Origin of the sequence: Citrobacter sp. Cb028, assembly GCF_030336705.1 — a bacterium.
Lineage (GTDB): Bacteria > Pseudomonadota > Gammaproteobacteria > Enterobacterales > Enterobacteriaceae > Citrobacter > Citrobacter braakii.
Window position 1 is genome coordinate 39,137 of sequence record NZ_JAOWCZ010000034.1, and the last position, 24,737, is coordinate 63,873.

Sequence of the window (24,737 nt, forward strand, 5' to 3'; positions counted from 1 at the left end):
GGCATATGCTGGAACAAATGGGCATTGCTGCCAAAGCTGCGTCATACAAGCTGGCGCTGCTCTCCAGTCGCGAAAAAAACCGCGTACTGGAAACGATAGCTGATGAGCTGGAAGCGCAAACGGAAAGCATCCTCAGCGCGAACGTACAAGATGTTGAGCAAGCGCGAGCCAACGGCCTGAGCGAAGCAATGCTCGACCGCCTGGCGCTGACTCCGGCGCGTCTGAAAGCGATTGCCGACGATGTGCGTCAGGTATGTAATCTCGCCGACCCGGTCGGGCAGGTGATTGATGGCGGTCTGCTGGATAGCGGCCTGCGTCTCGAACGTCGTCGCGTTCCGCTGGGCGTGATTGGCGTGATTTATGAAGCGCGTCCAAATGTCACCGTTGACGTGGCTTCCCTGTGCCTGAAAACCGGTAATGCGGCGATCCTGCGCGGTGGGAAAGAGACGTACCGGACGAATGCGGCAACCGTGGCGGTTATCCAAAAGGCGCTGGAAGCCTGTGGTTTACCCGCCGCAGCCGTGCAGTCGATAGATAACCCGGACCGCGCGCTGGTCGCTGAAATGCTGCGCATGGATAAGTACATTGATATGCTGATCCCTCGCGGTGGCGCGGGTCTGCATAAGCTGTGCCGTGAGCAGTCGACTATCCCGGTCATCACCGGCGGCATTGGGGTCTGTCATATTTATGTTGATGATAGCGCGGAGATCGACCCGGCGCTGAAGATTATCGTCAACGCCAAAACTCAGCGACCGAGCACCTGTAACACCGTAGAAACCCTGCTGGTGCATCAGGATATCGCTGCGCGTTTTCTGCCTGCGCTGAGCCAGCAGATGGCACAAAGCGGCGTCACGCTGCATGCCGACGACACCGCGCTGGCCACATTGCAGGCAGGGCCCGCTAACGTGGTTGCGGTGAAAGCCGAAGAATATGACGACGAGTTTCTGTCGTTGGATCTGAACGTGAAAATCGTTACCGATCTGGACGATGCTATCACCCACATTCGCGAGCATGGGACCCAGCATTCCGATGCTATCCTGACGCGCACCCTGCGTAACGCCGATCGTTTCGTGAATGAAGTGGACTCTTCTGCCGTGTACGTTAACGCCTCTACTCGTTTTACCGATGGCGGCCAATTCGGACTGGGGGCGGAAGTGGCTGTGAGTACGCAAAAACTGCACGCGCGTGGCCCAATGGGTCTGGAAGCACTGACCACCTATAAGTGGGTTGGCTTCGGTGACGACACGATTCGTGCGTAATTGAAAACGGGCGATGCCATAATAGGTCTATGCTTTTCAGGTCTGTTAAGGCATTGCCCGGTTAATTCTACTCTTTACCCCGCTACCGCATTTGTTTTCTATCCTGTGTTTTATCATCATCCGCATCAGTCTGGTTTTTAGCCATGTGCTCCCCGGCGTCGAAAAGGCGACGTATCACAGAATTTTCCCTACCAGCATGAATTTTCTGGGTCTGCGGCTCACGTATTGTTCCTATGGTCCAATCTATTAGAATCAGTCTCATTTTTATGAGGAGTAGTTGCGTGAAATCGGATATTCACAAACATAGCATTCCTGTTGTGCCACTCGGCAACCCGTTTCCCCCCCGCCATTGTTCACTGTGTCCAAAGGGAGCGGCGATTGATCGTGATAATCAATACCGATTAATAGACAAAAGAAGGAAGTTTAAAGCGGGGGAGATACTCGCCCGGCAGGATGGAGCCGCGGACATGCTTTTTGTTATTCACGAGGGGTACTGCACGTCCAGCGTGGAATGTGGTGATAACGATTTTATCAGTCGCTTTTATGTTCCGGGAGATATCATGGCGCTGGATGCCGTTGAGGGGGGTAAGTATCTGACAACGATCAAGGCTGCAACGGCTGCGGAGGTATGTCATATCGATATTGCGCGGTTGTTCAAGGCAGCAGAAAAGGAGCCGTCGGTTGCAGCGGCAGTCATCAAGTTTCTCTGCAGGGACAATGGATTCATTGTTGAAAAACTACGGCGTTATGCCAATAAACATGCTGAGGCCAGAATCGCTGCTTTCCTCGTGGAGTTTTACGAAATGCATTTACGTATTGGCAGGCCTGAAACGACGCTTCGCTTGCCATTCTCGCGGGAGGAAATTGCCAGTTATCTCGATCTTAAAATTGAAACCGTTAGCCGCTCATTAAAATCCCTCGAACATCAAAAGTTGATTAGCTTACATCGGGTCCGTACGGTAACAATTAATAGTTATTTGGGGTTAAAAGGTTTCAGCTAACCCTATCTTTGCCGTGCGTTATTTATCTCTTGATATTCCAGGAATATTCATTTTATATGGAAAATTCCTGGTTTTATTTATGTGGAATAATTATCAATTCGAATGATAATCCTACAGGTCAGCGCTATTTTTATAAGAATATTCCCTCTTAAATAAATATTTCATGAGAATTTTCTTGTGAAGTTAAAAAATTAGCATAATTGCAACAAATAATAAGCATTACAGAGAGAGTATGTGGATGTTAATTATCTTTATGTTTTTTAAGGGTTTTACTCCTGGGCTATTTGTATGATCTTTTTGATATTTATCAAAAACATAAAAAAGATGAATTGTTTGGTTTTTATTGTTCGCGTGGATAATAATTCTAAAAATGTACATATTTTAAGTAATTATATCTTAGGAAACTTCTTATATAATGTTTTTTATAGGAAAATTCTTAGTTTTTTTGTAATTTTTACGTTTCAGGGTTTGTTGAGATGTTACTTAATCCAAATGATAATTTTTTGGCGCGGCAATTCTGGCTCGCAATTAATGGAACCGCTGGAGTGACTTAATAATAAGACTCGGTGGTGAGTTTGTTCTTAGGAGAAGATAAAATGAAAAAAATATTATTAGTAACATCTCTGGCTTCTGTATTTGTTGCAGCAAATGCAATGGCAGATGTTACTGCTTCTGCAACAGCCTCGTGGGACGCGACGGCAACGAAAGATACCACCAGCATGTTGGTTGTCACCCCGCTGAACTCTTTAACTTTCCAGTATGCTGAAGGGCTGAATGCCTTCAACTCTCAGGACGGTGCTTTTGATGTGACGATTCAGGGTCAGGAGACGGCAACTGATTTTGAACTGACTGCTCAGATTATTAGTAACACTCTGATCAACGCCAGTGGTGATGCTTCTACCCTGAACGTAGGGGTGGCATGGAATGGCACTGCGCTGACTAATTCATCAGATACTGTCCTTGTTAACTCCAGCTCCACTTCTGGTCTTGAAAGCTTGATGGCTGATGGCGCTTATAACGGTGCCGATCGTGTCAGCGATCAATCCAACTTCAAATTCACCATCGCGTCAGCGACTTCTGATGGTAGTCAGACAGTAGCAGATTACTCTGCACTGCCAGACGGCTATTGGACTGGCGATGTAAAAGTACAGTTCAATGCAACCTGGACGACTCCGTCTGCCTAAGTAATAAAAAATTCGGGAGAATTTGTTCTCCCGAATTTATCAGGAATGGTGTCATGAAAAAATATTTACCGGCAGCGATGTTGGTAGGGTTAGTAGCATCTTTTCCCGGATGGGCAATTAATGTTGGTGAAATCACATCGATCATGACTTCTGCTGAGAGTTCATTATCGAAAGAAATTATCAATACGACAGATGCGGCGCGTTATGTCAGTGTTTCGGTAAAACAATTGTCATCACCTTTGGCGGGGGGAATCGAAATAAAGCCCGTTAATTCCGGAGAATTACTCTCTACACCTGCCAATCTTATTCTTCCTGGCCAGGCGAAGGATGTATTTCGTTTCTTTTATAAAGGACCTGCAGATGATGTCGAGCGTTATTATCGTCTGCAATGGATAGATGAGCCGGTCACCGAGAGCGCGGAAACCCGGGCGAATAAAATGGCTGTTGCAACAGCGTCGGCTGAAATTGGCACTATCCTGGTAGTCGCGCCGCGCAAGGAGCGTTTTGAATATAGCCGAAATGGCGATGTTATTACTAATACCGGCAATGTTTCGTTTCGTGTGATCGCCTATGGGGCTTGTAAAGATAAGGCTCGCGATCGGGGACGAGGCTGTCGCGAACGTTATTACATTATGCCGGGTACAAAAATAAAATTACAGTTTACCGACATTCGTAATAGCCGTTCACGCATCGGTATCTGGCACGGTAAGCAGTTTATTACAGTGAAGTGATGGTCAATAGCAGGGATAAATAAAATTACCGGAATGTAAGGATGCAGATGACAACAACAAATATTGTCGGCGGTAGCATTTGTCTTTTTCTTGCGCTGACACCAGGATTTTCACATGCAGCCCCAGTAAAAGTGGGTAATTATGTTATCCCCAGCGCTTTCGCCCGTTCACTGGAGCAGGGAATGACGGTGCCGGTATATATTCGTTACAACGAGACTGACGAGAAAAGTAAGCAAAAAGTTGCCGATGCGGTGATTTCCCTTGTTGATGGCAATATTACGGTTAAAGCCCTGACTCTTGCTGAATTGCCCAATAATGCCGTGTTATCTGGAAAAACCCGCGCGTTGGTGGAAAAAATTCGTGATGTGAAGTTTCACGATAACACCAACATCGAGCTATCGAATGATGCACGTCTGCAACTCAACGTCTCTTCATTTCACCTGGAGATGATTGTCAGCAAAGATGCGTTAACTGAAGCGATTGTCGCACGCAGCAGCCTGCTTGGACCTTCCAGCGTGGAGACTCTCTCTAACGTCCTGAACTATAACTTTGGCACCTACTACAACGATTATCATAACGGCAGCAGTACCCGCAGCTATCTGACGATGGACAATACAACATCGCTGCGTGAACACCATGTCAACATTAACGGTTCGTTTTACGGCATAGGCGACAGCAACAGCACCAGTAAACTCTATCGCGCGATGTATGAGCGTGATTATGACGGATATCGACTGGCGCTCGGGATGCTCGACACCTGGAATGTCCAGTCTATTGCCAGCCTGAATGCGCTGAATGGTGGGAAAATTTACGGCGTAAGCTACGGAAACAAAGGAAGTACGGTTGTTGAGAATACCTCGCTTTCGCTCACGCCAATTACCGTATTTTTGCCAGCCGCTGGCGAGGTTCATGTATTTCGTGACGGGCGTTTGCTCAGCGTACAGAACTTTAATATGGGCAGTTATGAAATTGATACCAGTCGTTTTCCGTATGGTGTTTATGATGTCACGGTAGATATCGTGGTCAATGGCCGGACAATTAATAGTCGTATCAGTCGGGTTAATAAAATCTTTGCCCGCCAGCAGGCAGCTGGAATTGATCAGCTCTCATGGCAACTGTTTGGTGGCTCACTGGATTATGACCGTGTGAGCTATAAGCGAAACCACTATCAGGATTTAGGCAATGAGCAGACCTGGATTGCCGGCGGTGCCGCATCGGTGACGTTGGCGATATTGTCGGGGCTGGGCCTGAAATCTACGCTCTACGGTTTTGGCAACAATGCGGTTAATGAAACGGATGTCACACTCAATGTGAACGAATACGTAAGCATTGGCAATCAGACGCTGGTAGCGAACGATTCGTCATGGCGAAACATCAGTAATATCAATCTCAATATCCCCGAGGGATATGGTTCCCTTTGGGCATCTCGTGAAGACAGTAAAATTGGCGACCGTCTGCCCATGCAGGAGCGTGACAATTATTCCATTGGTGGCACTCTTAACCTCGGAAAGTTTATTCCTCATGGCGGCTCGCTTACCGTGAGTCAGACGGAGAATCGCTACTCGGGAAATAAATACCGTAACCTGGACTACAGCACGAACCTTTATTCAGGCAAGTATGCCACGGTTGGGTTGCGCGCAGGTATTCAGCGTTATTACTACAACAACCGGAATGACGATGGGCGACAGGAACGTTATGTCAGCCTGGATTTATCGTTGCCGTTGGCGTCCTGGATGAGCATGGGCGTCTCCCGGGATCGCTATGGCAGCACTCAGGGTAATCTCAGCGCGCGCAAGCAGTATGCTGAAGGCCCCATTAAATCGGTCGGATTGTCGGCTTCGACACGCCTGAGTGGCGAGCAGTATTACGACAATAATTATTCGGTAAACGGCAATCTGAGTTATGACACGAAATATAACGCCGGCACCGTATCGGTAACGCGTTCCGCGGACAACTCCACCAATATGAACTTCTCTTCTCAAGGTTCCCTGGCGTGGGCAGGAAAAGATTTCGGTCTGAGTAAAGAGAGGCAAAGGTCAGGCATTATTGTGAAAACCGATTTGACCGGCGAAGGGAAACTGGCTGCGAAGATTAATAACCGAAATTATCTTCTCAGCGGTAAATCAAATTTCATTGCACTGCCGCCTTATGCTCAGTACAAGCTGGAGATCCTCAATGATAAAAACTCTGAAGACAGCTTTGATATTGTTTCAGGGCGCAAACAGGAACTGACGCTATATCCGGGTAACGTGGGTGTTATCAACCCTGAAGTGAAAAGTATGGTCACCGTATTCGGGCGTATTCGTTATCCCGATGGGCAGTTGGCTGCAAACACCGATATTCATAATCACATCGGTAAAACGCGTACGGATGAAAAAGGGGAGTTTGCTATCGATATCGATAAGAAATATCCGGTCATCACGTTAATTTCAGCCAATGGCAGCCTATGCGAAGCCGATCTCGATTTGGAAAAAGCACGCGGCGCAGCGTGGGTTGGTGATGTGAAATGTTCCACGCAAACCACGATGGCGCAGAGGTAATAAAATGAAAGTATTAATTAAAGTAGCTACTGTAATCTGTGCCGTGGGGAGTTTCACGCCTGCGCCTGCTTTGGCTTTAAATGCAGTATCTTCCGGCTCAGTCAGTAATAACTATTTGTTTATTGAAAATGCCATTGATAGTGAATACTTTATCACCCCCTCCGCACTCGACCCTCGTTTCAGCGGTTCAAACACGTGGATAAAATACGGTACCTCTCAGGTAAGTCTCGGGTATTTAGGTTTTGTCATCTGGACTGCGCCAGGAAATTATTATCAGGACATGTGGATTGATAATTCCCCGATTAACGGGCCTTTTCGGGGGATCCGTTGTTATAGCGGCAGCCAGTGTCCATCAACTGGATTTATTGCCGGGCAAGGCACTGATAAAAACGGTTTTTATCATGCGCAGGTGGGATCTATCGCAGGTGTTATTGGTGGCGCCTACGGATTCGCTTCCCTGACGGATACTGCCTATGAGTACTTTCGCAATGTGCCTACCGGTAGCAGCGAAACCTATGTGTTCAACCGTTGTTATACTTCCGTGGATTATGATTATTCTTCCGGGCAACGTTGCAAAGATCAATCGAAAGGATTATGGAATTACGTCAATTATACGTTAACCAAACGTGGTCATCTGTCACTGGTATCGACTAATGCATTTCAGGAGCTTTGGGTTGCCAGCGACGGTACGCCGAGCATCACCAAAGACACTGGTTATTGCGAGCTTGGCGTGGTTAACGGCGAAGACGGCGTGATTTGCAAAATGGTAAATTATAACCTGCAACAAACCGCCAATCTGACCGCCTCTCTGACGTTTCGCGCTTATGTCGACACGGCGATGCTTGGTTTTACGCCTGGACCGGCCACCGTGAAATACTCCGGGAATGGTTCAAACTGGTATAACTATGGTACTTCAACTGCTTATTACAACGTTTTCACGACCTCTGGAGAGTACATATATATTTTTCTGTCAAAAGTGTTCCTGAAAAAACTCGTCGATTCAGGAATCAGCATTACTAACACTCAACCGTTTACTTTCGGTTTTTATAATGGCTTAACACCTGAGTCAGGGCACTACCAGTTTACGCCTTCGCTACAGATCAATATTGTGCCGAAGGAGTATGGGATCAGTATCGTCTCTTCAGACAACACCGCTTCTGCGAGCGGCAGTGGCACGATTGGCGACGCCGCTCCTATAGAAATAGATTACACCGTGACAGTCTCCGGTCCTCGTCAGGCTGATAGCATTACCGCGCAAGTTATTGGAGAAAGTACGACGATAAACAGTGTGCCTTACTGTCTGTTTACCTCCCCTCAAGGCGGGCTGTCAGTCCCAATCCCCGCCTTTCTGCAGTACAACAGTCAGTCGGGGGGCGTGGTGAAGAAACGAAATAGCTGTAGTGAAGCAGCAATCCATATGAGCGATGCGCAGTGGCAACAGACGCCATGGGACGCAAATAACAATGATGATGGAAGCTATTATGCTACTGATTTGAAATTGCTTTTCCCAATGAATGATTCAAGGTCGATGTTAACTGTTTCCGGAACAGATTGGGAAGGTGTCGTCAGTGCCAGTGGAGAGATAAAAGTCACGGCGAATTGGGTGGGAGTGACGCCATGAACCGCTGCCGTTTGGTGTTTAGATGGGGATTTATCTTACTTTCTGGGTTGACTATATTCTCCGCACAGGCTGTCTACCTGGAGTCGACCATTTATGAGATGCCATCGGATAAATCATTTATCAGCAAACGGATCTATAACGATAGCCAGAAACAGAATTTGTACAGTATTGGCGCAGTAAAAATTGATAAGCCTGGACCGGGAGGTGAAAACAGAAGTGCCATTGCTGAAGGCGAACTTCTGTTTACGCCGCTGAATTTTTCACTGGCTCCGCAGGCGAGTGAGTTTTTTAAGATTTTCTACCGTGGACCGCAGGATGATAAAGAACGCTATTACCGAATTCTGTTTCGTGAAATGCCGATAACGCTGTTTACCGAGCGTAATCAAGGGAAAGGAGGGCAGGCTCTCCCGGTGATCGCTATGGACACCATATTGGTTGTTCGCCCGAGAAAAATGAATCTGGCCTACACCATTGATGAGGCAAACGGAACACTGAAAAACACCGGGAATACTTTTTTTAAAATCATCGTACATCTGGGGTGCAACTCAACCGATGATGAAGCCACCATGCGTTATGTGTTGCCGGGTGAAACCTGGCGTAGTAGCGAATTGAAATCAAAAAACCGGAAATTTATCGTTGCATTGCAGAAATACATACCAGTAGGTCAGGGGTGCTTCAAACTCAATCAATAGTAAGCATTAAGTCTGATCCGATATGTCATGGTTAGATATCGAACCTATACTGTAACTATCTTTATACAATGCAGTGATCAGCTCGGCACAGATGAAATTTTAGTCATTTGCACTCAACGTCACGGTAATTAAGAGTCAGGTAGTATGAACAGTATAATTAATGAACAGGTTGAGTATGATTCCACCAGAAAAAGCCTGAAACATCGCGATACGACAATAATTCTTTCGGCGTCTACCGCGAGACTACTTGAGCTATTCATTGCCCATAAAAATCAACAAGTCCACCGCGAGTTTATCATTGAAGAAGTCTGGAAAAAGCATGGCATGGCCCCATCGGGTCATAGTCTTAATAAAAGCATCAGTATTTTGCGAAAAGCATTTAGTGAGCTGGGGGCGGGTAATCCCATTGAAACGCTGCCTCGGCAGGGATTTTTGTTCCATGCTTCGATCAGCGATGAATCGTCATCTTCCTCTGAAGATGAAACTGTGCGTTCGGTAACTGAGACGGTGAACTCATCCGTAAGACCAAAACGTAAAAACATTATTCTGTTCATTTTATTATTTGCATTTCTTGGAAGCGCTATTTTTATATTTTTAGCACTTAATTCAAGTTCCAAAAATTTTATCTATATCAGGGCAATAGATGATTGTGAACTTTATACTGCCGATGACAATAATGCTGATAAAACGAAAGCATTTTTATCTTCTGATATGTGGCGAAAAGTAAATGCGGCTTGTCATGATGGCAAGAAAACAATTGTTTTTTATGACGATAATAATTTATCAGCCGGCAATGATCTTAGAGTGAATTTGCTTGGGATTTGTACGTTAGAGAAAGGAGGGGTTGTCCGTGAATGTGAAAATTTTGTTTATTAGTGGGGCAATCTTTCTTGCAGCTATAACAGCATATTTTTTATATCGCCATCAAGAACCTGAGACGCTGACCTGCTCGGCAAAAACTTACCTGCATCTGGAGGCGCAAACTCAGGGGGTAAAAATTGAAGGTGAAGTTCTGCTGGTTTTTCGTATTTCTTCTGCTACCGAAGGGCGGGTATCTCAGATAGGAAGCCTCAATATTCAGGGTAAAAATTATGCTGTAGATCGTAATGTTATCCTGAATTTTATTGGTAAAGATCGTGATGGTTACCTGCAGACCCGTCGTGTAGCTATTGTTAAAAATAAAAATGATAATGTTCCTGATGACGTTACCGAACAACTCATGTCACGACAGGAAATTTTTTATTATAAGATCATCCATATCGCCAAAAATGTCTATGCGATCAGAGATCTGCGACGTACGTTAATGGTTTGTCGGGCAGCATGAGTAACAATAATATGTTATCCTTATGGTTTTAGTAGTTTTATATTTTGTCGTTTTTAGTATTCGTGGTTTTTTGTTTTGTCTTGCAGTGAAAATGAGCAATAGGATTTGTATTGATGAAGAATTAGGATTTTTCCTTTTTCAATAATTAAAATGGCCTTAACATTTAATGGTAATATTCATATGGATAATCGTGATTATAAAATCTGAAACTGCGTGAGATGACTTATGGATAAAGTTAATTCGCGGACTGAATTGTAATTTCTGGAGGCTAAAGGTGTTGTATATTCTCTCGTGTATAAAACGAGGGACCTGCCATGCCATAAATTTAAGTTGGTGGTAACTATGAATACGAAAAAGGTTTTTCTGCTCAGTTATGATATTTTTCTTTTCTCAGGGATAAAAGCGTGGTTGCCAAATCTGGTGTTGGTCGATGCGCGGGCATTTATTTCTGGTTCACAGTCAATTATTCCACGGTATCCATCCTGTTTACTGGTGATCGATAACCGGTTACCATTATTCCAGGTCAGGAAGTGGTTTCAGAGAAATAGCACGCAGTTTATCAATATAAACTGTATTGTTCTTCGGATGAATGAAAATCGTTCTATTAATCGGGGGTATGAGGAGTATGCATTCATTAATGGACGGGAACTATCGGATCAGCTGATTTCTCAGTTGAGAGCCAATCTAATGGCTCCCAATGAGGTTGTGGAAGTCACTAAAGGTTCAGCGATATTTACTTTTCATTTGACTGAGTTTGAAGAGAAAATGCTGTATGCATCTTTCACAAAGGAAAAATTGCACGATTTTTGTCATGCTAACTCGATAACAATTAAGTCAGTGTATCGATATCGGGAACGAATTACCGCTCGTCTGGGATTTTCTCATTTTAATGAAACTATCATTTTTTTAACCAGGAATAATCTATTGGATGAAGGTTCCTCGACGAACAGTTATTCTGGTAAGAATGTAATATACGGCGAAGCATATGATGTCTCAGATTCTAGTCGACTGAGTATGGCAAAAAGGAATGAAGAGATCATTCCTTATTTTCAACCCATCTTAAATATCAACGAAGATGTCTGTGGTGTTGAGGTTTTGGCTCGTTGGCCACAGGGGGATAATTATGCTATTTCTCAGCGTGAGTTTATACCGCTGGCTGAAAAAAGTGGTTTAATGAATGAGTTAACGAGCTATTTAATGAACGCCGTCGCGCGTAATCTGGTCGACGGAAGCGAGGATTTCAATAAAACTTTATTCGTCTCCTTTAATGTGAGCCCATCAGGTTTAAGTAACCCGGTCTTTTATTGGGAGTGTCTTAATTTTATGGAAATAACGCAAAGGCTACCGATAAAATTGATGATTGAAATAACTGAAAACCAGACTCTCACTATTACTCCTGCAATCAAAGAGCTGATACGATCGTTGCGAAACAGAGGGGTTCTGTTTGCTTTAGATGATTTTGGGACGGGATACGCTAACCTTTGCTATCTCAATGAGTTAGACCTGGATGTTATAAAAATTGATAAAACGTTTATCAAAGCTATTAAAGAAGTTGAGCAACATATCCCTATGCTCGAGTCAATCATTCACCTTTCCGGACTCCTGGGGTTACGCATGGTGGCGGAGGGCGTTGAATATGGCTATCAGCAGCAATGGTTAGGGAAAAATAATGTTGATTACCTGCAGGGTTATCAATTTTTACCGCCAGTGACGTTTGATGATTTTATGCGTTATTACAAGCAGTCTTTAGATTTTTTTGAATCAGCGTCGGATTCTACTTTCTCAACGTAAAGCCTTTCGGGAACATCAGGGGCGGATGCCTCTGATGCAGGTATTTTTGTCGAGGTGAGTACGATAACTCCCGCCTGTCTGGTGAAAGTGACAGTCTGTTGTGAATGAAGCATCGTTTGTTTATGTATCTAATACGGGGTATTTATAGCGGTATCAGCGTTAATTAAACCGATACCGAGGTGAGTTCCTGGCCATGCGTCATTTCCTGACAAAATTAAGAGTCTGGTTTCCGCCGCCTCTTATCTTAGTACTTTTTCTCGTTGCGGATGTGCTGACGGCGAGTCCGCGTTTCACATTCGGCGGGGTGAATATCGTGATATGCGCATTGCTGGCCGGCGTCAGTCTGTTGGTGATATTGCATACCGCGTGGCAGATGCGGATGAAACGTACGACCCTGAATCCGCTGCATGCACATAAATCGACCACGCTTGTTACCGACGGATGTTACGCCTGGAGCCGCAACCCGATCTACCTTGGTATGAGTGGACTCCAGTTGGCCTTTGCTCTTTGCATCGGTAGCCTGACTGGAGTACTGGCTGTACCGGTGTTTATGCTGGCGGTTGCCAGATTACATATTGATTTTGAAGAGGAACAACTGCGAAAACATTTCGGGCTGGAATGGGAGCGCTATGAACAACACGTTCGCCGCTGGTTATAGTAATACCCGACCGCGTATAAGCATGCCTGTAACGACACGATTCGTGCGTAATTGAAACCGGATGATGCAAAAATAGGCGTTTGATTCGCAAGGCCATTGACGCATCGCCCGGTTAGTTTTAACCTTCTACCCCGTGCTCACATTCGTGGACATGTCCTTTTCAGGGCCGATATAGCTCAGTTGGTAGAGCAGCGCATTCGTAATGCGAAGGTCGGAGGTTCGACTCCTCTTATCGGCACCATTCAATCAAGCAGTTACAACTCCACATCTTCAATGTAATCCCCTTCTTTTTGTCTCGCGCACTGGTTTAGCACTCTATAGCTTCTCATTTCCTTTCCGCTCTTCGAACCCTTCCATTGCAGCACCACACTGCGGTTTATAGATAAGCTTGGTGCTAACCAGGGTTTGGGTACAGCCATGCTGCTTTTGTGCGAACGAATAAAGACTCCCCGAATAAACAGGGGAGCCAGGAAGCGTAACGCACGCGCAGGGCTATTTCTGCCGTGACTCAAGCCAGACCAGCGCCAGCGTAGAGAGCGTGCACATCAGCAGAATGCCGACAAACCAAAACAGATACCACATCGTACAGTCCTCCCTAATAAAGTTCGTGGTTGTGGCGGCGGATTGTTTCTACGTTGATTCGTCCCAGCATCTTGTAATAACTCCACAAGGTATAAAGCAGAACTATCGGTAGGAAAATCAGCACGATAACCAGCATGATACTGAGCGTCATCTGGCTGGAGGTACTGTCCCACACCGTCAGGCTAGAGAGTGGATATGCGCTGGATGGCATCACAAATGGAAACAGGGTGATTCCAGCGGTGAAGATCACGCAGGTCTGGGTCAATGAAGCAAACAGAAATCCCCACACGGCCCGACGTTGCCCGCAGGCATAGATCGCGAGCATCGGAAAAATCATGCCCAACAGCGGAATAACCAACAGTAGTGGTGAATTTTCAAAGTGCGCCATCCACGCGCCCGGTGCGGTCGTTACTGCCTTTAATAGCGGGTTGGACGGACCATTAGGATCCTGGCTAAGCAGCACATAGCCATTAATCCCCGTCCACAGCCAATACCCGGCTAACAGGAAGCAGAGCACCACTAACATCGCGCTGCGGCGGGTGGCAGACAGCGCGCGCAGGTGAAGAATGCCGTCGGTTTTCAACTGGAGCCACACGCCCCCCTGCATAATGACCAACATCAGGCTTAATGCGCCGCACAGTAGGGCAAAAGGAGAGAGCAAATCCCAGAAAGTGCCCAGATATTGCACGTGTAATTGTGGTGTGAACACAAAAGGCACCCCCAGGAACAGATTGCCGAAGGCGACGCCGAAGATAACCGGTGGCACCAGGCTGCCGATAACCAACCCGGTGTCCCACATGGCGCGCCAGCGTGCATTCGCTATTTTACCGCGATAATCAAAGGCCAACGGACGAAAGAAAAGGGCGCACAGCACCAGAATCATCGCCACATAAAACCCCGAAAATGCGGCAGCATAGACGCGCGGCCAGGCTGCGAATAATGCGCCGCCCGCCAGAATGAGCCACACCTGGTTACCTTCCCAGTGCGCCCCTACGCTATTGATTAACACCCGACGTTCATCATCGTTGTGCGCGATCAGCGGTAACAGGCAGCCGACCCCCATATCAAACCCGTCAGTGACCATAAAGGCCACCAGAATAATGCCAATCAGCAGCCACCAAATGAGCCGCAACGTTTCATAATCCAACATGATGCTCTCCTTTATTCCTGTTGTTGTGCCGGTTGTTGACGTTGCATCGCATCTGGACCAAGACGCGCGTATTTTTGCATCAGGTAGACTTCGGCAATTAAAAACAGGGTGTAAAGTGTGAGGATTAGCCCCATGGAGAAGGCCAGTTGGCCCGCGCTCAGCGCAGAGTGGGCGTACCAGGTCGGCAAAATATCCTGAATCGCCCACGGCTGGCGGCCAAACTCCGTCATAAACCAGCCTGCTTCAATGGCAATCCACGGTAGCGGCAGGCTCCACAGCGTTATGTGCAGTACCCAGCGATGCTGGTCGATACGCCAGCGTAAGGTCTGTATCAGCGCAATCGCCATCACCAGCAGCAGAAGGGAACCGCATCCAATCATGATGCGAAAGCTCCAGAACACGGGGGCGACTTGCGGAATAGCGCCGCGTTGTGCGGCCTGATATTGCGCTGGCGTGACATGGTTCATGTCAGGGGCGTAGCTGGCCAACAGGATGCCGTAACCCAGATCTTTTTCCACGGCGTGAAAAGCGTGCAGTAGCTGAGGCGTGCGGTTACCTTTGGCGATTTCCTGCATCAGCAACCATGCTTCCCGGCCCCGCTGCAGGCGGGGTAGCGCGTCTGCCATCAGGTTCTTCAGCCCCGGAACTGGCGTATCTAAAGAGTGAGTCGCCAGGATACCCAGCAGGGCCGGTATCTTCACGGAAAAGGCGTTACGCTCTTGCTCCTGCTGCGGCCAGGCTATCACATGAAAGGGCGCAGGTGCCGGTTCGGTTTGCCATTCCCCTTCCATTGCCGCCAGTTTTACCGGCTGGCGTTGGGCGACCTCATAGGCTGAGCTATCTCCCAGTTGCAGAGTGCCGAGGATAGCCAGTGTGCCAAAGACGGAACCTACCGCGAAGGAGCGCAGGGCGAACTCGCGAGCGCGACCACGCAGCAGATACCAGGCGCTGATGGACATCACAAACATGGCGCCTGTGACATAACCGGACATCACGGTATGCACAAATTTCACCTGGCTGATGGGGTTAAAAACCAGCTCGCTAAAGCTGCTCATCTCCATGCGCAGGGTATCAATATTAAAGTGAGCGCCCGTTGGATATTGCATCCAGCCGTTGGCGTTGAGGATCCACAGGGCCGAGATATTGGAGCCAAACGCTACCAGCCAGGTCACCAATAAATGCTGGTACTTGTTTAAGCGCTGCCAGCCGAAGAAGAACAGCCCCACGAATGTGGATTCAAGAAAGAAAGCCATCAAGGCTTCCATCGCCAGCGGAGCACCGAAAATATCGCCCACATAGTTGGAATAGAGCGACCAGTTAGTCCCGAACTGAAACTCCATGGTCAGGCCGGTCGCCACACCGAGCGCAAAGTTAATACCGAATAACTTTCCCCAGAAACGCGTCATGTCGCGGTAGACTGTTTTGCCCGTCACCACGAACAGGGTTTCCATGATGGCCAGCAAAAAAATCAGCCCCAGCGTCAGGGGAACAAACAGAAAATGGTACAGCGCGGTCAGCGCAAACTGCCAGCGCGATAAGTCAATGACGTCCCACATGCGAACTCCATCAGGCATTAGAGAGTGAATAGATAAGGAAGAAAACGCCAGACCCGCAGCAGAAAAGTATGCGGGTCGGGAGAAGGGGATCAGGCCGGCGGGCCGGATGCCAGCCAGCTACAGACTTCATCCAGGCGCTGGAGCGAGTCGAGCAGATCCTCCGGAGCAGCCAGTACCAGTTCCGGTAATGGACAGATCTCATAACTCTCGAGCAGAAGCCCTTTCAGGGTATCCAGACAGCGCACATGCCAGACATGGCGCAGCGCCGTGGCGTCGATTTGGCTCTCGCCGTAGCCGATGGTGCGGATCTGAATGCGTCCTTCGCCACACAGGCGGGAGAGGAACTGGCGATCCGCATCGCTAACCGGGAGTTGGGTGAGGTTAATGCTATGAGGTTGCGTGGCCGGATCGCGCACGTGCGCCAGCAGTTCCTGAGCCAGCGTCAGGCCATTCATCAACCCATCGACGGGCGGAGGCAACAGGCTATCGTCTGGCAGCGTCGTGATTGTTGCTGCCTGCCACAGCGCCCGTGGCGCACTGCCTGCCTCCAGATGCTCCTCCCATTGACCCAAGTCATTCTGGCAACGCACCCGCCAGATTCCGCAGAAAATAGACTCCTGAATCTCACTCGCCCTGCCGTCAGCCTGCTGGATACGCACGGAAACTTCGCCTTCGCCGAGCAGCGTATTCAAAAACGTGAGGTCGTCTGCGTTGAGCGTGGATAAATCCCATCCCAGCACGTCCTGTTTTACGGGGATTTTCTGGCTAAGCTGGTGGCGCACGTCGGCTAACAATGCCATCACCGCCGGGCTGTGCGGACAGTTTTCCAGCCTCGCCATGCTGGGGCTGCTGTTGACCTGGCAGGTGAGGGGCAAGGGATTCATGCTGAAGCTGTCATCGCCCGGCTGGGTTCCCGGCCCCAGCAGATGAAAAAAGGTATCACTCATCTTACAGGCTCCGGGGGATGCGTTCTTCAACGAGGGGGCGCATCAGGTTGAGCAGGTCGGCCCACGGATGGATGCCGCTGAGAATGCCGCGCAGCTCGCCGTGGATAAATACCAGCGTGGCCGGGAAGCGGAATACGCCAAAACGATCGCCGATAGCCTCGCTGTGCTCGAGATCCGCCATAGCGATTTGCCAGTCAAACTGGGGAAACTCGCGGAGCAACTCGGCAATCATTACCGGGTTATCGCTGACTTCTGGCGTGCGGCGGGGATCGCTACTGAGCAGCACCACGCCATCACGCACACGCGTTACCCAGTCATCCAGTTCAGATGCGGTCAGCGGTTGCCAGCCGCGCGCCAGCATGCGTTGCCATAGCGCAGAAAATGGTTTGTCATTCAACATGTTGCTTATCTCTCCAGCGTTACACGATACTGGCGAATACGCACGCCTTCATAGTTTTCCAGCGACAGGCATTCATAGTTCAGGCAACGCGTTTCATCGATTGTCTGTGGCGCGATGCCCCACGCGGCCAGTTGCGTTAGCGCGGCTTGTTCTGCCGCTGGGAGCTGAGCGCGCGCGATGTCGGTCAGGCTGCCGCCATAGTCGTCCAACTGCACCGGCTGTAGTCCTACGAGGGCGATGTGGGCGGGCAGATGACCGCGAATCTCCGCCAGAGCAAGCACTTCGGAGAAGCTGTTCTGATGCAGACTCATTTTTTTGGCGCTGAGGTAACTGGGGACTTGTTCACCGGCGTAGGATTGCAAAGTGCCTGGCGCGAGTCCGTAGTCGATGGCGTCCAGCAGCAACAAATGGCTGGCCTGCTCAACGTAGCCCAGCAGATTCAGCCCTTGCGTGCCGCCGTCGACAATCTCTACCCATTCCGGCCAGTGATAGTGGGCGTACAGGCGTTCGGCAACGCGAATGCCAAATCCTTCGTCTGCCCACAGCAGGTTGCCTAAGCCCATCACGATGACGTTAGGTTCGCTCATGATGCCTCCTTATCGTGCTGGCGTTTGGCAAATTTGTGGCTACGATAGCCGTTGATCATGGTTGAGATGACGGTATCGTCAGACATGATGTCCTCGCGGATAGCCATATACACATGACCGATGATGAAGGCGGCGATGAACCACATCCCCAACCGATGCCAGCTGTGGATATCGAGAGAGTTACCGCCGGTCCAGTAGAAAAACTCCGTCACATAGCGGAAGGGGGTAAAAATGGCGTACTGGCTATGCTCGCTGTATAAGGCAAAACCGGTGAGGATCATAAAAACTGAGAGCAGGAAATAACCGAACATCGCCGCCTGCGCGACGGGGTTATGGCCGATATCCTCTCCCGGTTTTTTTTCCAGAAACAGATACCAGCGCACCACCGAAAAGGCACCCTGCCACCAACTGCGACGCCAGACAGGCACGATAAACAGCTCGCGTGAATAGCGATTGCCGACGAAGGCCCAGTAAATGCGACCCAACAGTATCACCGTAAACACCATGGCTGCGGCGAAATGTACTAACCGGATGTCGCCCATGTAGAACAGGTAAGTGGCCTCGCCGTTGACCGACGGCAGTGGTCGGCCAATGAAGTATCCGGTTACCATCAAAACCAACATGCAGCCCACTGTCAGCCAGTGCCACAAGCGTACGGGCGCTTCAAACACATAGTGGCTGACGGCGGTATCACGCGCCTCCCCGACGCGTGGGGATATCTTTCCAGTCATCGTTCCGTTCCTTAACGCTTAGCGAACCTGGACTGCGATAAGTTCGCTGCCGTCGTCGCCGAGGACGTGGGTTGAACATGCCAGGCAGGGGTCGAAGCTGTGCAAGGTGCGCAGGATCTCCAGTGGTTGATCCGGTATCGCCATTTGGGTGCCCATCAACGCCGCCTCGTAGGCGCCAATTTGCCCCTTCGGATCGCGCGGGCTGGCATTCCAGGTGGTCGGCACTACGCACTGATACACGTCGATCTTCTGGTCGCGAATCGACGCCCAGTGACCGAGTGCTCCGCGCGGCGCCTCGGTAAAACCGATCCCACGGCACTGCTGCGGCCAGCTTGCAGGCTCCCATTTTTCGGTATTCGCCGTAGCCAGATTGCCGTTTTTCAGATTGGTCATCAGCTTGTCGAAGAAATATTGCAGCTTGCTCACGGCCCACTGCGCCTCGTGCGCGCGGCATAAAATACGCCCCAGCGTCGACTGCATACCCGACAGCGGCAGTTTGAGTGCGGACATCATGCGATCGACGGATTCAATCGTGGCGGCATCCCCTTTGTGATAGGCAATCAGCGTACGCGCCAACGGTCCAACTTCCATGGCGTGTCCGCGCCAGCGCGGGGCTTTAATCCACGAGTAGCGTTCCTGTTCGTTGAGCTGCTGGATATCGGTATCGCTGCCTTTGACATCGCCGGGGTTGTACCAGGGTTCAGTAATCCCCTCGAACGGGTGACGACCTAATTGATCGTCCGGATAACGGTACCAGGCATGATCGACAAACTCCTGAATTTGCTGCTGATCGGCCAGATCCACCGGCATGACGTTGTTAAAATCACCGTTAATGACCGCGCCGCCAGGCATCAACAGGCTCTTCGCGCTGAAGTCGTTGGCAATATCCGGGAACGCGCCGTAGCTTAAGACGCATTTATCAGACAGCCCGGTGCCAATCTGGCTCCAGGGTTTGTTGAACTGGCCGATAGCCAGCGCGTCAGGAACCATGACGTTGTTGATGAAGTCGGCGGTGCGGGTGATGATCGACTGTACCAGGTTAAGGCGTTCTATATCGACCGCGCCAACCGCGCCGCTCTGATCGATATTGATAGCGCATGGCATGCCGCCGACAATCCAGTTAGGATGCGGATTCTTGCCGCCAAACACCGTATGGATTTTGATAATCTCGCGCTGAAAATCGAGCGCTTCCAGATAATGGGCAAAGCCCATCAGGTTAGCCTCTGGCGACAGTTTGTACTGCGGATGTCCCCAATAACCGTTGCGGAAAATCCCCAACTGACCGCCGTCGACAAATTTCTTCAGGCGGTTTTGTACGTCAAAGAAGTAGCCCGGGGAGGACATAGGCCAGGCAGAAAGGCTTTGTGCCAACTGCGAGGTTGCGCGCGGGTCGGCTTTCAGGGCATTCAGAACGTCAATCCAGTCCATTCCGGCTAGCTGGTAAAAGTGGACCAGGTGGTCGTGGCACCACAGCGTCGCCAGCATAATATTGCGAATGATGTTGGCGTTGTCGGGCACCTTGATGCCAATGGCATCTTCAATGGCATAGACCGATGCGAGCGCATGTACGCCAGTGCACACTCCGCAAATTCGTTCGACAAACGCCCAGGCATCGCGCGGGTCGCGCCCTTGCAGAATAATTTCCAGTCCACGGAACATGGTGCCGCAGGACACCGCGTTGGTGATGATGTTCTGCTCATCAATGTTCACCTCACAACGCATATGGCCTTCAATGCGCGTAATGGGGTCGACAACCAGGCGGCGGCCGGCATTATTGACCGTATATCCCTGGGTTTGATACGAATTGCTCATGCCTGTTTATCCTCATTGTCTGGCGACTGTTGTCCGGCGTCGGCTAATTGCTGTTTGTGGCGGTTATGTTGATTGACGGCGCTGGCGACTGCGTGGACACCGACGCTGGCGGCCACCACGCCAAGCGCGGTGAGGCCCACGGTATCGGCGGTTGAATGCGTCCCCATCTGCGGGATATCGACCACGCGGCTATAGAACGAACCGCGATCCCAGAAGCCGTTCTCTGAACATCCCAGACACCCATGACCGGACTGGATGGGGAAAGAAACGCCGCCATTCCAGCGGGTGGTGGAGCAGGCGTTATAAGTGGTAGGCCCTTTGCAGCCCATTTTGTACAGGCAATAGCCTTTTCGGGCAGCGTCATCGTCCCAACTCTCAACGAACTCCCCGGCGTCAAAGTGGGCGCGGCGGTAGCATTTGTCGTGAATACGCTGACCATAGAACATCAGCGGACGCCCCAAACGATCGAGTTCAGGCAGACGATCAAACGTCACCATATAGGTAATGATGGCGCTCATGACATCCGGAATCGGCGGGCAGCCGGGCACTTTCACGATTGGTTTATCGGTGATCACCTTATCGATCGGCGTTGCCTGGGTTGGATTAGGCCGTGCGGCCTGCACGCAGCCCCAGGAGGCACAGGTTCCCCAGGCGATAATCGCGCTGGCGCCTGCCGCGGCTCTTTTTAGCTTTTCAATAAACGGTCGCCCGCCGCTGATGCAGAACATTCCTTGTTCACCCAGCGGAGGATTGCCCTCGACGGCCAGAATGTATCGGCCGTGGTAGCGGCTCAGAATGTCTTCAAATACCTCTTCGGCCTGCGTTCCGGCGGCGGCCATCAGGGTGTCGTCGTAATCAAGAGAAATCAGGGAGAGGATGACGTCTTTGGCGAGTGGGTGAGAGGAGCGGATAAATGATTCAGTGCAACAGGTGCATTCCAGCCCGTGGATCCAGACGACCGGGATCCGGGGTTTGTTTTCCAGCGCCCAGGCTATTCTGGGCGTCATTGCGGCTCCCAGCCCAAGCGATGTTGCTGCGAGGCTGCAATATTTGAGAAAACTGCGTCGACTCACCCCTTTGCGGCGCATCGCCTGATAAAAGGTCTCCTCGTTATTCGTATTCATAACACGCGTTTCTTCCCCCGTTGAGTTCTGGCCACGTCGCCAGCGATAATCTAAAAAAGCCTATCCGATCAGCAGGGAGAAACAATGCAAAGTGTAGGGTTATGTCCTATTGCGATATTTTCGTGCCCGTTACCTGTTTTTCACTGTCCGGGAATAAAAAAACGCACAGGGGAGACCGCCCTGTGCGTCGGGTTTATTGCGGAAGAACTTAAACCCCAAGGCGATCGCGTAAGCTGTAATATGCCGCCCCCATGGCGGTAAACGGAATGCGCAGGCTGCGCCCCCCCGGGAACGGGTAGTGCGGTAGTTTGGCGAAAGCGTCAAAGCGCTCGGCATCCCCGCGCAGCAGTTCAGAAATCAGACGTCCTGCCAGGTGGGTACAGGTCACGCCGTGGCCGCTGTAGCCCTGCATATAGTAAATGTTGGTATCAAGACGGCCAAACTGCGGCATGCGGGATAGCGTTAACAGGAAATTACCGGTCCAGCGGTAATCAATTTTTACCCCCTGCAATTGCGGGAAGGTTTTCAGCAGTTTCGGCATTACCAGACGTTCAATATCGTCCGGATCGCGGGCGCCGTAGACAACGCCGCCGCCGTACAACAGGCGGTTATCGCCGGTCAGACGGTAGTAATCCAGCAAATAGTTACAATCTTCTACACAGTAGTTTTTTGGAATCAGCGAGCGTGCCATCTCCGCAGACAACGGTTCGGTGGTTAACACCTGTGTGCCGCATGGCATGCTGCTTTTTGCCAGCGCAGGCTCCAGTTTGTCGCCGAGGTAGGCGTTGCCCGCGACGATCACAAAGCGGGCCGTAACCTGACCTTTTTCGGTGCTGACCACCGCCGGGCTGGTGTGCTGGATACGGGTGACCGGCGACTGTTCGAAGACGCGCCCGCCGTTCAGACGAATGGCGTTAGCTTCGCCAATCGCCAGGTTCAGCGGATGAATATGACCACCGCTGTGGTCGAGCAGCGCACCGACATAACGATCGCTGCTGACTTCGCGACGAATTTCGCTGCTGTCTAACAGTTCAAGCTGCGTGTTGCCGTAGCGTTCCCAGTTCGACTTCTGCTCCTCCAGCGTTTCCATCTGCTTGTGGTTCAGCGCCACAAACAGTCCGCCGGGGCGATAGTCGCATTCGATCTGATAACGCTTGATACGTTCGCGGATGATATTACCGCCTTCAAACATCATGCTGCCAAGCATTTTGGCGGCGTCCGGGCCATAGGTGCGCTCGATGACGTCGATATCGCGACTGTAGGAGTTCACCAACTGACCGCCGTTACGTCCGCTGGCCCCGAAGCCGATACGCGCGGATTCCAGTAGCACTACGTCGTAACCCATCTCCGCTAAGTGCAGGGCGGAGGAGAGTCCGGTATATCCACCGCCCACGACGCAAACATCACAGCTAACCGACTCGCTAAGGGTGGGAAACGGTTCGTACTGATTGGCGCTTGCGGCGTAATAACTGCTGGTATGTTCAGTCATGATTAAGGCTCCAGGGAGATCCAAATGGTTTTCAGTTCGCTAAATTTTTCCAGCGCATGCAGGGACTTATCGCGCCCGTTGCCGCTTTGCTTATAACCGCCGAACGGCACAGTCATATCACCATCGTTGTAGTTATTAACGAAGACCGAACCGGCCTTCAGGCGACGACTCATGCGGTGGGCGCGCGACAGATCGCGGGTCCAGACCGCGGCCCCCAGGCCGTAGTCACTGTCGTTGGCCAGCGCCAGGGCTTCGGCTTCGCTGCTAAAACGGGTGACGACCAGCACCGGGCCGAAGATCTCATCGCGGCTGACGTGGGCTTGCGGGGCTGTATCGACAAAAATAGTCGGGCCGATAGCCGCTGGGTGTACGTGGCTGCGACCATCCAGCGCCAGCGTGCCTTGCGCTTCACCGTCGCGAATAAAACCGTGCACGGTGTCGGCATGCGCGTTGTCGATAAGCGTGCCCATCGTGGTTTCCGGATCCAGCGGGTTGCCCGGCTGCCAGTTTTTCGCCTGCTCTTTCAGCAGGGCGATGAACTCGTCGGCAATACTCTCTTCCAGTAACAGACGCGTACCGGCGATACAGACCTGACCCTGGTTATAGAAGATGCCTGCTGCAGCATTGGCGGCGGCTTTCGGCAGATCCGGGCAGTCGGCAAAAACGATGTTGGCACTTTTACCACCGGCCTCCAGCCAGACGCGTTTCATATTGCTGTCGCCAGCGTCTTTGAGCAGTTGCTTGCCGGTGCGGGTCGAGCCGGTAAAGGTGATCACATCAACATCCGGATGCTGCGACAACGCCTGGCCCGCTTCGTGGCCATATCCGCTCACCACGCTGAGAACGCCATCTGGCAAACCGGCTTTTTTTGCCAACGCAGCAAGGCGAATGGCGGTCAGCGGTGATTTTTCTGAAGGCTTGAGGATCACGCTGTTGCCTGCAGCCAGTGCCGGGCCAAGTTTCCAGCAGGCCAGCAGCAGGGGAAAATTCCACGGCACGATGGCCGCAATGACGCCTACCGGCTCGCGCACAATCAGCGCCAGATCGCTCACCGAGGTGGTGGCCACTTCGCCATAGACTTTATCTATTGCTTCGGCGTACCAACGGATGGCGCGTGCCGCGCCTGGAATATCATCACGCAGGCTATGGCGAATCGGTTTACCGGTGTCGAGCGTTTCCAGTAGCGCCAGCTCCTCGTGATGCTGCTCCATTAAATCGGCGAACTTGTGCAGGACTGCCTTGCGCTCTGCGGGTGATGCTTGCGACCAGTCTCCGCGTTCAAACACGGTGCGGGCTGCGGTGACCGCGCGGTCTACATCTGCTTTTTTGCCGCGGGCGACTTTGGCGAGCGGACGTTGTCCTGCCGGATCCTGCGTAATAAAGGTTTCGTTATCGGCGGCTGCGCAATATTCGCCGTTAATAAATAAACGGGTCTCCGGCGAATAATGGCTGGCTTTTTCACGCCAATATTTAAGATTCTGAAAGTTCATAGCTACTCCTTTTATATCAATAAGATAAAGTTCGTTGCTGATCTTTTTCAGGCAAAATCAGGCTGCAC

Annotated in this window: 22 protein-coding genes and 1 tRNA gene; 12 read left to right on the plus strand and 11 right to left on the minus strand. The window is 50.5% G+C overall.

Annotated elements, in window-relative coordinates; all coding sequences use genetic code 11:
* The first annotated feature begins 5 nt into the window (after positions 1 to 5).
* The 12 genes from proA (at position 6) to OGV75_RS09825 (ending at position 13,042) form a co-directional block, all read left to right on the plus strand.
* Entirely contained in the window at positions 6 to 1,259 is a 1,254-nt protein-coding gene (gene proA / locus OGV75_RS09770) for a glutamate-5-semialdehyde dehydrogenase (protein ID WP_016151868.1), read from the plus strand.
* A gap of 281 nt (positions 1,260 to 1,540) precedes the next feature.
* Entirely contained in the window at positions 1,541 to 2,260 is a 720-nt protein-coding gene (locus OGV75_RS09775; protein WP_047498426.1) for a Crp/Fnr family transcriptional regulator, read from the plus strand.
* A 596-nt stretch (positions 2,261 to 2,856) separates the two neighbouring features.
* Positions 2,857 to 3,444, plus strand: a complete 588-nt coding sequence (gene ecpA, locus OGV75_RS09780; protein WP_046276283.1) for a common pilus major fimbrillin subunit EcpA — start codon at positions 2,857 to 2,859, stop codon at positions 3,442 to 3,444.
* A 53-nt stretch (positions 3,445 to 3,497) separates the two neighbouring features.
* Positions 3,498 to 4,175: an EcpB family pilus assembly chaperone gene (locus OGV75_RS09785; protein ID WP_286480603.1), complete on the plus strand. Its 678-nt coding sequence runs from the start codon at positions 3,498 to 3,500 to the stop codon at positions 4,173 to 4,175.
* Positions 4,176 to 4,222: 47 nt separating this feature from the next.
* Positions 4,223 to 6,715 (plus strand): CS1-pili formation C-terminal domain-containing protein, encoded by a 2,493-nt coding sequence (locus OGV75_RS09790; protein WP_286480605.1) that lies wholly within the window; start codon positions 4,223 to 4,225, stop codon positions 6,713 to 6,715.
* Between the two features lie 4 nt (positions 6,716 to 6,719).
* On the plus strand, positions 6,720 to 8,336 hold the full coding sequence (locus OGV75_RS09795; protein ID WP_200013900.1) for a fimbrial adhesin EcpD family protein: 1,617 nt from the start codon (positions 6,720 to 6,722) through the stop codon (positions 8,334 to 8,336).
* Entirely contained in the window at positions 8,333 to 9,028 is a 696-nt protein-coding gene (locus OGV75_RS09800) for a fimbrial biogenesis chaperone (RefSeq protein WP_131380707.1), read from the plus strand. The genes OGV75_RS09795 and OGV75_RS09800 overlap by 4 nt, the downstream gene beginning before the upstream one ends.
* 144 nt (positions 9,029 to 9,172) lie before the next feature.
* Positions 9,173 to 9,904: a winged helix-turn-helix domain-containing protein gene (locus OGV75_RS09805; protein WP_019076099.1), complete on the plus strand. Its 732-nt coding sequence runs from the start codon at positions 9,173 to 9,175 to the stop codon at positions 9,902 to 9,904.
* A complete protein-coding gene (locus OGV75_RS09810; RefSeq protein WP_046276288.1) occupies positions 9,879 to 10,352 on the plus strand; it encodes a FidL-like protein in 474 nt (157 codons plus the stop codon). Before OGV75_RS09805 ends, OGV75_RS09810 begins: the two co-directional genes overlap by 26 nt.
* Positions 10,353 to 10,694: 342 nt before the next feature.
* Positions 10,695 to 12,143 (plus strand): EAL domain-containing protein, encoded by a 1,449-nt coding sequence (locus OGV75_RS09815; protein WP_286480606.1) that lies wholly within the window; start codon positions 10,695 to 10,697, stop codon positions 12,141 to 12,143.
* 193 nt (positions 12,144 to 12,336) lie between these two features.
* A complete protein-coding gene (locus OGV75_RS09820) occupies positions 12,337 to 12,801 on the plus strand; it encodes a methyltransferase family protein (RefSeq protein ID WP_047417042.1) in 465 nt (154 codons plus the stop codon).
* Between the two features lie 165 nt (positions 12,802 to 12,966).
* Positions 12,967 to 13,042, plus strand: a tRNA-Thr gene (locus OGV75_RS09825).
* Between the two features lie 251 nt (positions 13,043 to 13,293).
* Here the strand turns inward: OGV75_RS09825 and cbdX are convergent.
* The 11 genes from cbdX to puuC all read right to left on the minus strand — a co-directional run bounded on the left by cbdX (position 13,294) and on the right by puuC (position 24,669).
* Positions 13,294 to 13,383: a cytochrome bd-II oxidase subunit CbdX gene (cbdX, locus tag OGV75_RS09830; RefSeq protein WP_016151902.1), complete on the minus strand. Its 90-nt coding sequence runs from the start codon at positions 13,381 to 13,383 to the stop codon at positions 13,294 to 13,296.
* 13 nt (positions 13,384 to 13,396) lie between these two features.
* Positions 13,397 to 14,533, minus strand: a complete 1,137-nt coding sequence (appB, locus tag OGV75_RS09835; RefSeq protein WP_286480607.1) for a cytochrome d ubiquinol oxidase subunit II — start codon at positions 14,531 to 14,533, stop codon at positions 13,397 to 13,399.
* Positions 14,534 to 14,544: 11 nt separating this feature from the next.
* Entirely contained in the window at positions 14,545 to 16,089 is a 1,545-nt protein-coding gene (appC, locus tag OGV75_RS09840) for a cytochrome bd-II oxidase subunit 1 (protein ID WP_286480608.1), read from the minus strand.
* An 89-nt stretch (positions 16,090 to 16,178) separates the two neighbouring features.
* The gene (locus OGV75_RS09845; RefSeq protein ID WP_016155779.1) at positions 16,179 to 17,036 is read right to left on the minus strand and encodes a hydrogenase expression/formation protein; all 858 of its coding nucleotides are present in this window, start codon (positions 17,034 to 17,036) and stop codon (positions 16,179 to 16,181) included.
* A 1-nt stretch (position 17,037) separates the two neighbouring features.
* The gene (gene hyaE / locus OGV75_RS09850; RefSeq protein WP_047417026.1) at positions 17,038 to 17,436 is read right to left on the minus strand and encodes a hydrogenase-1 operon protein HyaE; all 399 of its coding nucleotides are present in this window, start codon (positions 17,434 to 17,436) and stop codon (positions 17,038 to 17,040) included.
* A 5-nt stretch (positions 17,437 to 17,441) separates the two neighbouring features.
* Positions 17,442 to 18,023 (minus strand): hydrogenase 1 maturation protease, encoded by a 582-nt coding sequence (hyaD, locus tag OGV75_RS09855; protein WP_016151907.1) that lies wholly within the window; start codon positions 18,021 to 18,023, stop codon positions 17,442 to 17,444.
* Positions 18,020 to 18,754 carry a Ni/Fe-hydrogenase b-type cytochrome subunit gene (hyaC, locus tag OGV75_RS09860; protein ID WP_016151908.1) on the minus strand — a complete coding sequence of 245 codons (735 nt, stop codon included), beginning with the start codon at positions 18,752 to 18,754 and terminating at the stop codon, positions 18,020 to 18,022. Before hyaC ends, hyaD begins: the two co-directional genes overlap by 4 nt.
* An 18-nt stretch (positions 18,755 to 18,772) precedes the next feature.
* A complete protein-coding gene (gene hyaB / locus OGV75_RS09865) occupies positions 18,773 to 20,566 on the minus strand; it encodes a Ni/Fe-hydrogenase large subunit (RefSeq protein WP_286480610.1) in 1,794 nt (597 codons plus the stop codon).
* Entirely contained in the window at positions 20,563 to 21,690 is a 1,128-nt protein-coding gene (hyaA, locus tag OGV75_RS09870) for a hydrogenase 1 small subunit (protein ID WP_046276297.1), read from the minus strand. The genes hyaB and hyaA overlap by 4 nt, the downstream gene beginning before the upstream one ends.
* Positions 21,691 to 21,898: 208 nt before the next feature.
* Positions 21,899 to 23,179, minus strand: a complete 1,281-nt coding sequence (locus OGV75_RS09875; protein ID WP_016155784.1) for an NAD(P)/FAD-dependent oxidoreductase — start codon at positions 23,177 to 23,179, stop codon at positions 21,899 to 21,901.
* A gap of 2 nt (positions 23,180 to 23,181) precedes the next feature.
* Complete coding sequence (puuC, locus tag OGV75_RS09880) at positions 23,182 to 24,669, minus strand: aldehyde dehydrogenase PuuC (protein ID WP_016151912.1); 1,488 nt, start codon at positions 24,667 to 24,669, stop codon at positions 23,182 to 23,184.
* Between the last annotated feature and the right edge of the window lie 68 nt (positions 24,670 to 24,737).